The 15750-nt window shown below is 71.1% G+C and carries 12 protein-coding genes, 1 tRNA gene and 1 rRNA gene; 1 reads left to right on the top strand and 13 read right to left on the bottom strand.

Features of this window, described 5'->3' with window-relative positions:
• Window positions 1–5: 5 nt before the first annotated feature.
• The 12 genes from prmC to DT019_RS19570 form a co-directional block, all read right to left on the bottom strand.
• Window positions 6–887: a peptide chain release factor N(5)-glutamine methyltransferase gene (prmC, locus tag DT019_RS19625; protein ID WP_114038167.1), complete on the bottom strand. Its 882-nt coding sequence runs from the start codon at window positions 885–887 to the stop codon at window positions 6–8.
• Between the two features lie 33 nt (window positions 888–920).
• Window positions 921–2000: a peptide chain release factor 1 gene (prfA, locus tag DT019_RS19620; RefSeq protein ID WP_114038166.1), complete on the bottom strand. Its 1080-nt coding sequence runs from the start codon at window positions 1998–2000 to the stop codon at window positions 921–923.
• Window positions 2001–2102: 102 nt separating this feature from the next.
• Entirely contained in the window at window positions 2103–2330 is a 228-nt protein-coding gene (rpmE, locus tag DT019_RS19615; protein ID WP_114038165.1) for a 50S ribosomal protein L31, read from the bottom strand.
• A 188-nt stretch (window positions 2331–2518) separates the two neighbouring features.
• Entirely contained in the window at window positions 2519–3628 is a 1110-nt protein-coding gene (locus DT019_RS19610) for an LCP family protein (RefSeq protein WP_114038164.1), read from the bottom strand.
• Window positions 3629–3870: 242 nt separating this feature from the next.
• Window positions 3871–5631 carry a trypsin-like serine protease gene (locus DT019_RS19605; protein WP_114038163.1) on the bottom strand — a complete coding sequence of 587 codons (1761 nt, stop codon included), beginning with the start codon at window positions 5629–5631 and terminating at the stop codon, window positions 3871–3873.
• Window positions 5632–5862: 231 nt separating this feature from the next.
• Window positions 5863–7911 carry a transcription termination factor Rho gene (rho, locus tag DT019_RS19600; protein WP_114038162.1) on the bottom strand — a complete coding sequence of 683 codons (2049 nt, stop codon included), beginning with the start codon at window positions 7909–7911 and terminating at the stop codon, window positions 5863–5865.
• Between the two features lie 403 nt (window positions 7912–8314).
• Window positions 8315–9232 carry a homoserine kinase gene (gene thrB, locus DT019_RS19595; protein ID WP_114038161.1) on the bottom strand — a complete coding sequence of 306 codons (918 nt, stop codon included), beginning with the start codon at window positions 9230–9232 and terminating at the stop codon, window positions 8315–8317.
• A 282-nt stretch (window positions 9233–9514) separates the two neighbouring features.
• Window positions 9515–10573, bottom strand: coding sequence for a threonine synthase (thrC, locus tag DT019_RS19590; RefSeq protein WP_114038160.1), 1059 nt, complete (start codon window positions 10571–10573; stop codon window positions 9515–9517).
• A gap of 6 nt (window positions 10574–10579) precedes the next feature.
• Complete coding sequence (locus DT019_RS19585; protein WP_189389742.1) at window positions 10580–11872, bottom strand: homoserine dehydrogenase; 1293 nt, start codon at window positions 11870–11872, stop codon at window positions 10580–10582.
• 98 nt (window positions 11873–11970) lie between these two features.
• On the bottom strand, window positions 11971–13362 hold the full coding sequence (gene lysA, locus DT019_RS19580) for a diaminopimelate decarboxylase (RefSeq protein WP_114038159.1): 1392 nt from the start codon (window positions 13360–13362) through the stop codon (window positions 11971–11973).
• Between the two features lie 68 nt (window positions 13363–13430).
• Window positions 13431–14423 carry an ArgS-related anticodon-binding protein NrtL gene (gene nrtL, locus DT019_RS19575; RefSeq protein ID WP_114038158.1) on the bottom strand — a complete coding sequence of 331 codons (993 nt, stop codon included), beginning with the start codon at window positions 14421–14423 and terminating at the stop codon, window positions 13431–13433.
• An 89-nt stretch (window positions 14424–14512) separates the two neighbouring features.
• Complete coding sequence (locus DT019_RS19570; protein WP_114038157.1) at window positions 14513–14947, bottom strand: response regulator; 435 nt, start codon at window positions 14945–14947, stop codon at window positions 14513–14515.
• Window positions 14948–15104: 157 nt separating this feature from the next.
• On the opposite strand from DT019_RS19570, the gene DT019_RS19565 reads away from it, so the two are divergent.
• Window positions 15105–15176, top strand: a tRNA-Arg gene (locus tag DT019_RS19565).
• 471 nt (window positions 15177–15647) lie between these two features.
• Here the strand turns inward: DT019_RS19565 and rrf are convergent.
• A 5S ribosomal RNA gene (gene rrf / locus DT019_RS19560) occupies window positions 15648–15750 on the bottom strand; the annotation flags it as partial.

Here is a 15750-nt window from a genome sequence, read left to right as displayed (position 1 = left end):
GCGGGTCACGGTGTGGCCTTGCGGGCCGTGGCGAAGCGGGGGCGGTTGTTCAGGTCGGGGTGGTCGGCCGCGTCCGCCCAGCCGGCCTCCTCGTTGAAGATCCACGGCACCTGGCCGCCCTGGGTGTCGGCGTGCTCGATGACGACGAGCCCGCCGGGCCGCAGGAGGCGGTGCGCGGTGCGCTCGATGCCCCGGATGGTGTCGAGCCCGTCCTCACCGGAGAACAGCGCCAGCTCGGGATCGTGGTCGCGGGCCTCGGGGGCGACGTACTCCCACTCGGTGAGCGGGATGTACGGCGGGTTGGAGATGACCAGGTCGACCTGACCGTCGAGCTCGGGCAGCGCGGTGAGCGCGTCGCCCTGGTGGAGAACGACGCGGGACCCCTCGACGTTCTTCCGCGTCCACTCCAGTGCGTCCTCGGACAGCTCCACGGCGTGCACGCGCGAGCGCGGCACCTCCTGCGCCATGGCGAGCGCGATGGCGCCCGAGCCGGTGCACAGGTCCACGATCAGCGGCTCGACGACGTCCATCGCGCGCACGGCGTCTATGGCCCACCCGACCACCGACTCGGTCTCCGGACGTGGCACGAACACCCCCGGCCCGACCTGGAGTTCGAGGTAGCGGAAGAAGGCGCGGCCGGTGATGTGCTGGAGCGGCTCGCGGGCCTCGCGGCGGGCGATGGCCTCCCAGTAGCGGGCGTCGAAGTCGGCGTCCTTGACGTGGTGCAGCTCTCCCCGCTTGACGCCGTGGATGTGCGCGGCGAGCTCCTCCGCGTCGAAGCGCGGAGAGGGCACGCCGGCGTCGGCCAGCCGCTGGGTGGCCTGGGCCACCTCGGCAAGCAGCACGCTTCGGGGGCCTGGGGGTCGCCCCCCAGAGTTTTGCTGCACGCTGGTCCTCCGGCAGTCGTACGGGGGTGGGAATTACTGGGCGGCCGCGAGCTTGGCCGCGGAGTCCGCGTCGACGCAGGCCTGGATCATCGCGTCCAGGTCGCCGTCGAGGACCTGGTCCAAGTTGTACGCCTTGAAGCCGACCCGGTGGTCCGAGATGCGGTTTTCCGGGAAGTTGTACGTCCGGATCTTCTCGGAGCGGTCGACGGTGCGCACCTGGCTGCGGCGGGCGTCGGCGGCCTCCTGCTCGGCGGCCTCCTGGGCGGCAGCGAGCAGCCGCGAGCGCAGGATGCGCATGGCCTGCTCCTTGTTCTGGAGCTGGCTCTTCTCGTTCTGGCAGGAGGCGACCACGCCGGTCGGGATGTGCGTGATGCGCACGGCGGAGTCGGTCGTGTTGACGGACTGGCCGCCGGGGCCCGAGGAGCGGTACACGTCGATGCGGAGGTCGTTCATGTTGATCTCGACGTCGACCTCCTCGGCCTCGGGCGTGACGAGCACGCCGGCGGCGGAGGTGTGGATGCGGCCCTGCGACTCGGTGGCCGGCACACGCTGCACGCGGTGCACGCCGCCCTCGTACTTCAGGCGCGCCCAGACGCCCTGGCCGGGCTCGGTCGCGCCGTTGCCGCCCTTGGTCTTCACGGCGACCTGGACGTCCTTGTAGCCGCCCTGGTCGGACTCGGTGGAGTCGATGATCTCGGTCTTCCAGCCGACCCGCTCGGCGTAGCGCAGGTACATGCGCAGGAGGTCGCCGGCGAACAGGGCCGACTCGTCGCCGCCCGCGCCCGCCTTGATCTCCAGGAGCACGTCCTTGTCGTCGCTCGGGTCGCGCGGGACCAGGAGCAGGCGGAGCTTCTCGGTGAGCTCTTCGCGCTGCGCGGTCAGGTCCTTGACCTCGGCGGCGAAGTCGGGGTCGTCGGCCGCGAACTCGCGGGCCGTCTCGATGTCCTCGCCCGTCTGCTTCCAGGCGCGGTAGGTCCCGACGATCGGCGTCAGCTCGGCGTAGCGCTTGTTCAGCTTGCGCGCGTTGGCCTGATCGGCGTGGACCGAAGGGTCGGCGAGCTTCGTCTCGAGATCGGCGTGCTCGCCGATGAGGTCCTCGACCGCTTCGAACATCGGTGGCTCCTGGGGTTCAAACGAAGAAGTAGGGCTGGACGGCAAAGCGCCGGTCGCGGCGCCCCCGGGAAGGAGGCGCCACGGACCGGCGCAGTTGGCTCGCTACTTCTGGGCGGAGCCGGCAGCGGCCTTGCCGAAGCGGGCCTCGAAGCGGGCCACACGGCCGCCGGTGTCCATGATCTTCTGCTTGCCCGTGTAGAACGGGTGGCACTCGGAGCAGATTTCGGCGCGGATGGAACCGCCCTCGATCGTGCTACGGGTGGTGAAAGCCGCGCCACAGGTGCAGCTGACCTGGGTCTCGACGTACTCGGGGTGGATGTCGCGCTTCAAGGTGTCTCCTAGGTTCGGGAGGGCGCCGGGTCGCAGGCGCGGATTGCGCATACGTGAACCGGGGCCGACGTACCAGTCTGCCAGGACTGGCCGCATCTCCCAAAACCGGGGTGGACGCGCATCTATTCCCCGGCCGTCCGCGAGCCGCCGACGCCCGGCCGCACCCGCCCCGCACCGTCCCGCGGGCCCTACTGCGGGGCTACGTAGCCGCCCGCGGTGCCCTTGTCGCCCGCCGAGTCGGCGGTCGCGGACGCGGGGATCGGCTGGTCCTTGGCGAGGGCGTCCCAGACCTGCCGGGACTGCGCCTCCAGCGGGCTGACGCGGTTGGGGTCCCGCTTGTCGTACTGCACCGGCAGCGTGATCATCTTGACGTTCCCGGCGTCCAGGCCCTTGAGGCCGTTGGCGAAACCGATCAGCGAGTTGATCGAGCTCAGGTCCGAGTCGGTGGTGACCGCCTTGGTCGCGGCGTCGGCGAGCCCGTACAGCTTGGCCGGGTTGCTGAACACGCCCACGCTCTTGACCTGGCCGATCAGCGCCTTGATGAAGGCCTGCTGGAGCTGGATGCGGCCGAGGTCGCTGCCGTCGCCGACCACGCCGTGCCGGGTCCGTACGAGGCCGAGCGCCTGCTCGCCGTTGAGGGTGTGCCGGCCGGCCGGGAGGTCGAGGTGGCTCTTGTCGTCCTTGATCGGCTTGTTCGTGGTGACGGGCACCCCGCCGAGCTGGTCGATGAGCTTCTTGAAGCCGGTGAAGTCGACCTCGAGGTAGTGGTCCATGCGGATGCCGGACATCTGCTCGACCGTCTTGACCGCACACGCCGGGCCGCCGACCTCGTACGCCGTGTTGAACATCTGGCGCTTGGCGCCGGGGTCGGTCTTGCCGTCCGGGGTGGCGCAGGAGGGGCGGGTGATCAGGGTGTCGCGCGGGATGGAGACGACGCTGGCGGTCTTGTGGCCCTGGTAGACGTGGATGACCATCGCCGTGTCGGACCGGGCGCCGCCCTCGTCCGAGCCGTACTCCTTGTTGGCACCGGCCCGCGAGTCCGAGCCGAGGACCAGGATGTCCATCGAGCCGTTGTCGACGTTCTGCGGTCGGTCGGTGCCGAGCTGGGCGTTGATGTCGACGCCCTTGAGGTTGCCGTTGAGCTTGAAGTACACGTAACCGAGGCCGGTCCCGCCGACGAGCACCACACCGGCCGCGCTCCAGGCCGCTATCCGCACCGCGCGACGGCGCGTGCTGGGCTGCTTGCGGCGCTTGCCCGCCCCGCGTATTCGGCTGCTGCGTGTGCCCTGCTCGGTCATGGTCTCCTCAGTTCTCGGTGCTCCTCCGATTACCCCCTGCCCTGGCATACAGGCACGGATTGTCGACACTCGTCAGACGTCGAAGCACCAAGAAGGGTTGCACAGGGTTCTAAGAAGGCCATAAGAGCGCATCGGGCCCGGCCCGCAAGTCGGGGCCGGGCCCACCGCTCCCACCTGCGGATTCGCGGCGGCCACAGGATGTGTCCGCGGCCGCCGCGAGCGTGGCGCGTGTGTCGAATGCCTCAGCCGATGAGGCTGTAGCCGTTCCAGCCCCCGCCGATCTGGTAGCGGTCGCCGAAGGCGCCGCGGCCATTGCCCGGGTAGAGCCAGAGCACGCCCGCGCCGTCCCGCGCGAAGAGGTCGGCCCTGCCGTCCCCGTCCACGTCGCCGGTGGCGGCGTACGCCGGGAACGTCCAGCCCGCCGAGCCCGCGAGCGAGCGGTTGCCGAAGGCGCCGCGGCCGGTGCCCGGGTAGAGCCACAGCTTGCCGGAGGTGTCCTGGGCCAGCAGGTCGGCCTTGCCGTCGCCGGTGTAGTCGCCCTTGCCCACCAGGACCATCGAGCCCCAGCCGCCGCCGAGGGCCGAGCGGTTGCCGAAGGATCCGTCGCCGTTGCCGGGGTAGAGCCACAGCTGCCCGCCGGCGTCGACCGCCAGGAGGTCGGTCAGGGCGTCACCGTTGAGGTCGCCGGGCAGCACGATCGACTTCATCGCGCCCCAGCCGCCGCCCAGGTCCTGGTGGACGAAGGCGTTCGCGGCGGCGCTGTAGTGGTACCAGTCCAGGTGCCCGCCGGTGGTGCGCAGGACGAAGTCCTGGCGCTGGTCCCGGTCGAGGTCGGTCTGGCGGACCAGGTCGTAGCCGCGCCAGTCGCCCAGCGAGTACCGGTTGCCGATGGTGATGCCCTGCGAGTAGTACGCGAAGCCCTCACCGGTGCTGTCGTTGCGCGCGAAGAGGTCGGCGCGCCCGTCGAAGTTCAGGTCGGTGTCGTCGACGCGGGGCCCGACGAGCCCGGCGAAGGTGCTGAGCTTCGAGTAGACGCTGTACGAGCCCGCCGCCACGCAGTCCTCGCGGCCCCACGACACCACGCCCACGATGCGGTTGCCCACGACGAGCGGGCCGCCGGAGTCGCCGTTGCACGGCGAGACGGTGCCCGCGTCGGCCCCGCTCGCCGGGTTCCCCGCGCAGGCCATCTGGCCCGGCACGAAGGAGTTCTCGGGCGCCTGGTTGTAGAACGCGGCGCAGGTGGCGTCGGACTGGACCGGGATCGTCGCCTTGAGCAGCGACATCGAGACGTCCTGGCTGGTGGAGCTGGTGCGGCCCCAGCCGTACACCGTGGCCGGGGTGCCCGGCCGGTAGGCGACGCTCTCGTCGGACGCGGCCGGCTGGAGCGTCTGGTACGGCAGCGGAGCGGCCAGCGTCAGCACCGCCACGTCCCCGGTGAGGGTGCCCGTGTCGAAGGCGGGGTTCGACCACTGGCGCGCCACGTTGACGAGCCGGCCGCCGTGCACGTCGCCGTTGAGCGGGTACTGGACGGTGCCGCCCAGGACGACGCCGTTCTTGGTCCAGTCCCGGCCCGCCACGCAGTGGGCGGCGGTGAGCACCTTGCCGGGGGCCACCAGGGTGCCGCCGCAGAAGACGCCCTGGTTGGTCACCGGGTCGTTGTAGAAGAGCTGGACCATCCAGGGCGCCTCGCCGACCGCGGCGGGCGTACCGCCGATGATCTTCGGGTCCTGGCCGCCCGGCGTCTTGGAGGCGCCGGGCGCGGGGCTCGCCGTGTTCGGCGCGGTGGGCGCCGTAGGGGAAAAATGGCTGGTTGCGCTCTTGAGCCGGGCCTTCAGTTCTGCTTGGGAGGCCGGGGCCGGCGGCGCCTGGACGCCGTGTTTGCCGGGCAGCGGTGGAGCGTCGGATGCCTGGGCCGGTGCGGCCGCGAGGGCCATCGATCCCAGTGCGAGTACGGCGGTCGCCGCAGGGAGGGCATTGCGCACCCTCCGCCTGCCAGATGTCATTCGATCTCCCCATGGGTTGACCCGTAAATGCGCAGGGGAGTCCGTGCGCCAGAAACGCCAGAAAACAGAAAGCCCTGCCCGGCGGTTGCCCAGGGCAGAGCTCAGCGGCTCAGTGGCGCATCAGTAATACGTTCCCCCCACTTACGGCCCGCTGATACTACTGCGCAAAAAACGCCCCCGTCACCGAAATGACGGGGGCGCTCTCAAGTGGCCCCGGTGGAGCCGGAATTGCTAGTCGTTGCCGTTGCCCGGACCCGGAGTCGTCTTCTGGATCTGGAGCAGGAACTCGGCGTTCGACTTCGTCTGCTTCATCTTGTCGAGGAGCAGCTCGATGGCCTGCTGCTGGTCGAGCGCGTGCAGCACCCGGCGCAGCTTCCAGACAACCGCGAGCTCGTCGCTGCCGAGCAGGATCTCTTCCTTGCGGGTGCCGGACGCGTCCACGTCCACCGCCGGGAAGATGCGCTTGTCGGCGAGCTTGCGGTCGAGCTTGAGCTCCATGTTGCCGGTGCCCTTGAACTCCTCGAAGATCACCTCGTCCATGCGCGAGCCGGTCTCCACGAGCGCGGTGGCGAGGATGGTCAGCGAGCCGCCGTCCTCGATGTTGCGCGCCGCACCGAAGAAGCGCTTCGGCGGGTAGAGGGCGGTCGAGTCGACACCACCGGACAGGATGCGGCCGGAGGCCGGGGCCGCCAGGTTGTACGCACGGCCCAGACGGGTGATCGAGTCGAGCAGCACGACCACGTCGTGACCGAGCTCGACGAGACGCTTGGCGCGCTCGATGGCCAGCTCGGCGACGGTGGTGTGGTCCTCGGCGGGACGGTCGAAGGTCGAGGAGATGACCTCGCCCTTCACCGACCGCTGCATGTCGGTGACCTCTTCCGGACGCTCGTCGACCAGGACGACCATCAGGTGGCACTCGGGGTTGTTGTGGGTGATCGCGTTGGCGATCGCCTGCATGATCATGGTCTTGCCGGTCTTCGGCGGGGCCACGATCAGGCCTCGCTGGCCCTTGCCGATCGGCGACACGAGGTCGATGATCCGCGTGGTCAGCACGCCCGGGTCGGTCTCCAGACGGAGCCGGTCCTGGGGGTACAGCGGGGTCAGCTTGTTGAACTCCGGGCGGCCGCGGCCCGAGTCGGCGGCCATGCCGTTGGAGGAGTCCAGGCGCACCAGCGCGTTGAACTTCTCGCGGCGCTCGCCGTCCTTGGGCTGGCGGACGGCGCCGGTGACGTGGTCACCCTTGCGCAGCCCGTTCTTGCGGACCTGGGCGAGCGAGACGTACACGTCGTTCGGGCCCGGCAGGTAGCCGGACGTACGGATGAACGCGTAGTTGTCGAGGATGTCCAGGATGCCCGCGACGGGGATCAGGACGTCGTCGTCGGCGACCTGCGGCTCGGCGCCGAACTCGTCACGGCCACCACGGCGGCCGCGGCGGTCGCGGTAGCGTCCGCGCCGGCCACGGCGGCTGCCGTCGTCGTCGAAGTCGTCCTGCGGGCCGTTGTTCTGCTGCTGGCCCTGCTGCTGGCCGCCCTGGCGCTGCTGGCGCTGGCCGCCCTGCTGGTCGTCGCCCTTGCCTCGGCGGTCGCCACGGTCGCCGCGCTCACCACGGTCGCCCCGCTCACCGCGCTGGCGGTCCCGGCGGTCACCGCGGTCGCCCCGCTCACCGCGGTCACGGCGGTCACGGCGGCCCTCGGCGGTCTCGACGGCCTCGGCCGCCTTCGCCTCGGGCTGGGCGTCGGTCCTGACCTCGGCCTTGGCCTCCGTCTTGGTGGCGGTCTCGACGGCCGCGGCGGCGGTCTCGGGGCTGCCGGACGGGGCGGTGGCACGGCGCCGGCGACGCTCGCCCGCGGGCTGCTCGTCACCGGCCGCCTGGTCGGAGACCTTGGCGGACGGCTGGCCCGGGATGTCGATCTGCTGCTGCGCGGGCTGCTTCTCGGCGGCGGGCGCGGCGGCCTCCTCACCCGTACGGGCCTTGGAGGTGGCGCGGCGCTTCGGCTTGGCCTCGGCGTCGGCGGACGGCGCGGCGCTCTTGCCCGCGGAGCCGCCTCCGGCCTGCGCCTCCTTGATGACCTCGATCAGCTGGCTCTTGCGCATGCGCGCGGTGCCCCTGATGCCGAGGCCGGACGCGACCTGCTGCAGCTCGGCCAGGACCATGCCGTCGAGGCCGGTGCCGGAGCGGCGGCGCCGTGCGGTGGTGCCAGAGGCAGCACCTGCGGCGGGCGCGGCGTTGTCGACAGAGCTGTCGGCAGTCACGCCCATCAGATCGGTGGTGTCGCTCACGAAGGGTCCTTCCCTGGAGCGGACGTCGGCCTGTCTGGCTCGGCGACCGGTTGTGCTGTCCGGCTGCGGCCTGTGATCTTGGCGACCACGGATCGTGCCGGGGCGGTGGTCCGCCGCGTACGGCGGAGAGATAAACGTGCGTGGGTTCCGGCCCGAGGTCCCCCTACTCGGCCCCTGCTGGGAAAAGCGTGGGGTGTCGTGCCGGTTCCGGAGCGTGCTCGAAACTGCTCAGGCAGGCTGCACAGGCAGTTGGGGAGGCTCTCGGAAGAATGGCGGTCCCTGAAGGGGACACGAAGCACCGCGCCACGAAGACGACCGATGCAGACTTGAGGTTAACACTACCGGATCCAACAAACATTCCCCCTCTCGTTCACCGGCAAGCCGTGCTCCCTGCGCCCGCGGCCTAGGACCCGAGCGGCAGGACGCTCGCACCCGCGGCGTCGAGACTGAGCCGATTGGCGGCCCACCCCTCCCCCGCCAGGCGTGCGACCTTGTCGGCCGCACCGTCCTCGACCAGCGCGAGCACCGTGGGCCCCGCGCCGGAGATGACCGCGGGGACGCCGTCCGCGCGCAGCCGGTTGACCAGTGCCACGCTCTCCGGCATCGCCGGCGCGCGGTACTCCTGGTGGAGCCGGTCCTCGGTGCCCGCGAGCAGCAGCTCGGGCCGCCGGGTCAGGGCCTCCACGAGCAGGGCCGCCCGGCCGGCGTTGGCGGCGGCGTCGACGTGCGGGACGGTACGCGGCAGCAGCCCGCGGGCCGTCTCCGTCAGGACCGCCTTGCCGGGCACGAAGACCACCGGAACGATGGAATCCGCGGGGTCCATCCTGATCGCGCGGGCCGCTCCCCCGTCCATCCAGGACAGCGTGAACCCGCCGAGCAGACAGGCGGCCACGTTGTCGGGGTGTCCCTCGATCTCGGTCGCGAGCTCCAGCAGGGCCGCGTCGTCGAGCCGGGCGTCGCCGCCTATCGTCACGGCGCGCGCGGCGACGATGCCGGCGCAGATGGCGGCGGAGGACGAGCCGAGGCCGCGGCCGTGCGGGATGCGGTTGGCGCAGACGATTTCGAGGCCGCGCGGCTGCCCGCCGAGCAGGTCGAACGCGGTGCGCAAGGACCGTACGAGGAGGTGGCTCTCGTCGCGGGGCAGCGTGTCCGCGCCCTCGCCCGCGATGTCGATGCCCAGGCCGGAGTCGGCGACGCGGACGACCACGTCGTCGTAGAGCCCCAGTGACAGGCCCAGGGAGTCGAAGCCCGGGCCGAGGTTGGCACTGGTGGCGGGAACGCGCACCCGTACGGCGGCGGCGCGGAAGGCGGGACCGGCCATCGCTCTGATGACTCTCCTTGTGAGGCTGCGGCTGGAGTCTGCTGCGGGATCTTCGAAGACGTACGGAACACCCGAGGGCCACGTGGGCAACTGCACCACGGCATATGCGGCGGGGCGGGTTGGGTACAGCCTATCGAAGGAAGGTTCTGTGGCGACATAGGGCGCACAGGAGGCGCACGATGCGTGTCGCGAGCCCCCTGTGCCCCTACGTGCGGGCTTGTCCGCCTTTACGTACGCGTCCCGGCGATGCGGGACACGTACGCGACGCCGGACGTGGCGGAACTACGCCAGACCGAGGCGCTCGGCGGCCGCCGCCGCGTCCACCGGGACGGTGACGGGCTGCGGGGCGCCCGCGACGGCCCAGTCGGGGTCCTTGAGGCCGTTTCCGGTCACCGTGCACACGATCTTCTGGCCCGGGTCGACGAGACCGCGCTCGGCGGCCTTGAGCAGCCCGGCCACCGACGCGGCCGAGGCGGGCTCGACGAACACGCCCTCCTGGGAGGCGAGCAGCCGGTACGCGCGCAGGATCTCACGGTCCGTCACTTCGTCGATGAAACCGCCGGATTCGTCCCGCGCGGCCAGGGCGAACTGCCACGAGGCCGGGTTGCCGATGCGGATCGCGGTGGCGATCGTCGAGGGGTCCTTGACGACCTCCCCGCGCACGATCGGCGCCGAACCGGAGGCCTGGAAGCCCCACATGCGCGGAGTGTGCGTGGAGATCGCGTCGGCGGCGTACTCCTTGTAGCCCTTCCAGTACGCCGTGATGTTGCCGGCGTTGCCCACGGGAAGGACGTGGATGTCGGGGGCGTCGCCCAGCGCGTCCACGATCTCGAACGCGGCGGTCTTCTGACCCTCGATGCGCACCGGGTTGACCGAATTGACCAGCGCCACCGGGTAGTTGTCGGACAGCGAGCGGGCCAGCGTCAGGCAGTCGTCGAAGTTGCCGTCGACCTGAAGGATCTTGGCGCCGTGGATGAGCGCCTGGCCCATCTTGCCGAGCGCGATCTTGCCCTGCGGCACGAGCACCGCGCAGACCATCCCGGCGCGGACCGCGTAGGCGGCGGCCGAGGCCGAGGTGTTGCCGGTGGAGGCGCAGATGACCGCCTTGGCGCCCTCCTCCTTCGCCCGGGTGATCGCCATGGTCATCCCGCGGTCCTTGAAGGAACCCGTCGGGTTGGCACCCTCGACCTTGAGGTGCACCTCGCAGCCCGTGCGCTCGGAGAGCACCTGCGCGGGCACGAGCGGCGTGCCGCCCTCGCGGAGGGTGACGACCGGCGTCGAGGCGGAGACGGGGAGCCGGTCCCGGTACTCCTCGATGATTCCGCGCCATTGGTGGGTCATTGCTGATTACTCCCCTTCAACACGCATGATGCTGGCGACACCACGCACGGTGTCGAGCTTGCGCAGGGCGTCCACGGTCCCGGTGAGGGCCGCGTCGGCCGCGCGGTGGGTGACGACGACGAGGGAGGCCTCGCCGTCCTTGCCGGACTGCCGCACGGTGTCGATGGATACCCCGTGCTCGGCGAAGACCGTCGCCACCTGGGCGAGCACGCCCGGCTTGTCTGCCACGTCGAGGCTGATGTGGTAGCGGGTCACGACGTCGCCCATGGGGCTCACGGGCAGCTGCGTGTACGCCGACTCGCCCGGTCCGGTCGACCCGGCGAGCCTGTTGCGGCACACCGCGACCAGGTCCCCGAGGACGGCGGAGGCGGTCGGAGCGCCGCCCGCGCCGGGCCCGTAGAACATGAGCTGCCCGGCGGCCTCGGCCTCGACGAACACCGCGTTGTACGCCCCGCGCACGGAGGCCAGCGGATGGTCGAGCGGGATCATCGCGGGGTGGACGCGGGCGGTCACCGAGCCGCCGTCGGCCGCCCGCTCGCAGATCGCGAGCAGCTTGATGGTGCAGCCCATCTCCTTCGCCGACGCGAAGTCGGCGGCGGTGACCTCGGTCATGCCCTCGCGGTACACGTCGTCGAGGCGGACCCGGGTGTGGAAGGCGATCCCGGCGAGGATGGCGGCCTTGGCGGCGGCGTCGAAGCCCTCGACGTCGGCGGTCGGGTCGGCCTCGGCGTAACCGAGCGCGGTGGCCTCGTCGAGGGCCTCCTGGTAGCCGGCGCCCGTCGAGTCCATCTTGTCGAGGATGAAGTTGGTCGTGCCGTTGACGATGCCGAGCACCCGGTTCACCTTGTCGCCGGCGAGGGACTCGCGCAGCGGACGGATCAGCGGGATCGCGCCGGCGACCGCGGCCTCGTAGTACAGGTCCCGGCCGTGCTCCACGGCGGCGGCGTGCAGGGCCGCGCCGTCCTGGGCGAGCAGCGCCTTGTTGGCGGAGACGACGGAGGCACCGTGCTCGAAGGCGGTGGTGATCAGCGCCCGGGCGGGCTCGATGCCGCCGATGACCTCGACGACCACGTCGATGTCGCCGCGTTTGACGAGGGCGGTGGCGTCGGTGGTGACCAGGGCGGGGTCGATGCCCTCGCGCACCTTGGAGGGCCGGCGGACGGCGACCCCGGCGAGCTCCACGGGAGCGCCGATGCGCGCCGTGAGGTCGTCGGCGTGCGTCGTCATGATGCGCGCCACCTCTGAGCCGACCACTCCACAGCCCAGCAGCGCCACCTTCAGCGGACGCGTACGCATCATCCGACCTCGTTTCCTGTTCAAACCTGGAATGTGAACCAGTCTCACTCACCGGACCGGGGTTTCTGCCCTCGGTCCGGATCCTGAGACAACTATTTCATCTACCCGACGTCGAGACGCAGGAGATCTTCCTCCGTCTCGCGCCGGACGATCACCCGCGCCGATCCGTCGCGCACGGCGACGACGGGCGGGCGCAGCGCGTGGTTGTAATTGCTCGCCATGGAGCGGCAGTACGCGCCCGTGGCCGGCACGGCAATCAGATCACCCGGCGCGAGGTCCGCGGGCAGAAACGCGTCACTAACCACGATGTCACCGCTCTCGCAGTGCTTGCCGACCACCCTGACCAGCATCGGCTCGGCGTCGGAGGTCCGCGAGACGAGCGCCACCGAGTACTCGGCGTCGTAGAGCGCGGTCCGGATGTTGTCGGACATGCCGCCGTCCACGCTCACGTACGTCCGCAGCCCTTCAAGCGGCTTGATCGTGCCGACCTCGTACAGCGTGAACGCGGTCGGGCCGACGATCGCGCGGCCCGGCTCGACCGAGATGCGGGGTGCGCGGAGCCCGGCAGCGTCGCACTCGCGCGTGACGATCTCGCTGAGCGCCTTGGCGATCTCGTGCGGCTCGCGGGGGTCGTCGTCGGAGGTGTACGCGATGCCGAGCCCGCCGCCGAGGTCGATCTCGGGCAGCTCGACGCCGTGCTCGTCGCGCACCTCGGCGAGCAGCTGCACGACGCGGCGGGCGGACACCTCGAAGCCCGCCATGTCGAAGATCTGCGAGCCGATGTGCGAGTGGATGCCGGTCAGTTCGAGCCCGTCGAGCTTGAGGGCGCGCCGCACGGCCTCGGCGGCCTGGCCGCCGGCCAGCGCGATGCCGAACTTCTGGTCCTCGTGCGCGGTGGCGATGAATTCGTGCGTGTGGGCCTCGACGCCGACGGTGACGCGGATGAAGGCCTTCTGCACCTTCCCGAGCTCCCGGGCGATGTGGGCGACGCGCACGATCTCCTGGAAGGAGTCGAGCACGATCCGCCCGACCCCGGCCTCGACGGCCCGCCGGATCTCCGCCTCGCTCTTGTTGTTGCCGTGGAAGGCGATGCGCTCGGCGGGCATGCCCGCGTCGAGGGCGGTGGCGAGCTCGGTGCCGGAGCAGACGTCGAGGTTGAGCCCCTCCTCGTGCAGCCAGCGCACGACGGCCCGCGACAGGAACGCCTTGCCCGCGTAGAACACGTCGGCGTCCCGGCCGAAGGCGTCGGCCCAGGCCCGGCAGCGGGCGCGGAAGTCGGCCTCGTCGAGGAAGTAGGCGGGCGTGCCGAACTCCTCGGCAAGCCGCGACACTTCGATGCCGCCGACGGCGACCTCGCCGTCCTCGGTGCGGGTGACGGTCCGCGACCAGACCTTCTGGTCAAGGGAGTTGAGGTCGGCGGGGGGCGCGGAATAGTGCCCTTCGGTCAGCACGTCGGCGTGGCGGGGACCGGCGGGGTGCGCGGATCGGCTCATGTTCTCTACGTCTCTTCTCTTACACGTCTGCGGTCATGTGCGCGCACGACGGGGCAGGTCCGCGCATGTCACAGAAATTCGGGGGCGTCGACGCCGAGCAGGGACAGGCCGCCGGCCAGCACCGTTCCGGCGGCCTCGGCGAGGGCGAGCCGGTGACGGTGGGCGGCCGAGGGTTTCTCGTCACCGAGCGGCAGCACCGCGGGCTGGAAGCGGAGCAGTTCGTCGGCCACGGCTTCGAGCTGCCGCGCCAGCCGGTCGGGCGCCTGGTGCCGGGCTGCGCTTTCGAGGACTCCCGGGTGGTCCCCGAGCAGCCCGAGCAGGGCCTTCCCCTCGGCAACGGGCCCGGCCTCGGACCGGAAGCCCAGTTCGAGGGCGTTGCGCGTGAGGGCACGACTGCGGGAGTACGCGTACCGCACCCGGAACAGGGAGTTCGTCTCCCGCTGGGCGAGCAGTTCCGCGACGTCGGTACGGGGCCGGTCGTGCCGGGCGGCGCGGAGCATGGCCCAGCGGGCGGCGCCGTCCCCGACGAGCTCGGCGAGCCGCGGCTCGGGGCAGGCGACCACCGAGAGCACCTGCCCTCCTCGGCCGGCGGGCAGGACCCGGGCCACGGCACCCTGCGCCCGAAGCAGCCGCACGACCACGTCGGTGACGACCCGGGCCCGCTCCTCGGCAGCCTCCGCGAAGTCGTACGCCTGCCCGAGAAGCGCTTCGCCGTGTCCGTACGACGTGGCCTCGGCCAGGATCCGCGGGACGATCTCGTGGCGGGCACCGCGATCGAGAGTGATGTTGAGGAACCCCGGCCCGCTGATCTCGACGAGCGCGATCCCGGGCTGCTCGGCGATCCGCCGCCGCAGCACCTCGGCCACCTCGCGGGGCGGCAGCCCGGCCGCGGCGGCGAGCTTGAGGGCGACACCGCTGGCGTAGTCGCCACCGCCCCCGGGCCGGGGCCGCTCGACCTTGACGTTCTCGGGCACGACGCCACCGACGGCTCCCAGGGCACCCTCGTCGATCGCGCTGCGCACGACGCGCACGACGGTACGGGAGAGCTCTGCGGGGGTCACGGGACCAGCGTATGGGAGAAGGGGGGTTCCTCCGCGAACCGGTTTCGCCATACGGGCAGGGCCGCTGCGCGGGGCCGCCGGCCAGGGGGTCAGCCCCGGGTGCTCCCGGCCCGCCCGGGCTCCCTGCTGCCGTCGGCGGACGGCGGAGCCTCCCGATGCAGCAACTGCCGTACGACACGGACCAGTTCGGCGGGCTCGAACGGCTTCGCCAGGAAGGCGTCGACCCCGGCAGCGAGCCCGGTCTCCACCTCGTACTGGGTGCACGCACTGATGATCGCGACGGGCAGCCGGTTCGTCCGCGGATCCGAACGCAGCCGCGCGGCGGTCCGCAGGCCGTCGAGCCGGGGCATCACCACGTCGAGCGTGACCACATCGGGCCTGACCCGGTGCACGACCTCCAGGCATTCGGCACCATCGGCCGCGGTCACGACCTCGAAGCCCTCCAGCTCGAGGTTGACCCTGATCAGCTGCCGGATGACCTTGTTGTCGTCGACAACAAGAACCCGGCCGGAGACGCCTGGCACACCTTGAGGTTAGGTCCGAGGAGGGCACCGCGTCCGGGTTTTCCCCACTTCCACCCCGCCCGGGGGACCCGGCCCGAGGCAGGGACGGAAATACCTGTTCACAGCCACCCCGAGAGAGCTGGTAGGGTTCTACCCGTCGCCGCCGAACGCGGCGGACGCCCCCGTAGCTCAGGGGATAGAGCAACGGCCTCCGGAGCCGTGTGCGCAGGTTCGAATCCTGCCGGGGGCACCTTGAAGAAGGTGCCGAAAGACCCCGCCATCAGCGAAGTTGCTGAGGTCGGGGTCTTTTTTCTTTGTACGGATCATCCTGGTCCTGGTGCAGAGGCGCTGTGCTCCGCCGGGTGGCCAACTCCCGGGCCCGGCCAGCCTGGAGGGGCTTGCCCGGGTGAGCCTGCCTGGACCGCGCCGTGGGGCACCGCGGCAGCCCGAGAGAGTCACCGGAGCCGAAGGCCTGCTCTCCCTGCACGACCCGCCTGCAGGCGTCGGAGGCGGCCTCCGCGGCTTGTACAGCGCCTCTTGCGGCGTCCGTGGCGAAAGCGGTAGCTCCAACTGCCCTGGACGCCTCCGAGGAGGCGTGGGACACCTGTGCTCCTGGGTACTGAGCACGATCGCTGTGCGGAGAAACCCAGACGAACGCGAAAAAGCCCCGCACCGTGACCTGTGTTCCTACAGATCTGGTGCGGGGCTTTCCCCACAATTTGTTCGGCGGCGTCCTACTCTCCCACAGGGTCCCCCCTGCAGTACCATCGGCGCTGAAAGGCTTAGCTTCCGGGTTCGGAATGTAACCGGGCGTTTCCCTAACG

The sequence above is a fragment of the Streptomyces sp. SDr-06 genome (assembly GCF_003324565.1).
Taxonomy (GTDB): Bacteria; Actinomycetota; Actinomycetes; order Streptomycetales; family Streptomycetaceae; genus Streptomyces.
The sequence above is the reverse complement of the archived record's forward strand: the minus strand, read 5'-3'. Positions and strand labels throughout refer to the sequence as shown.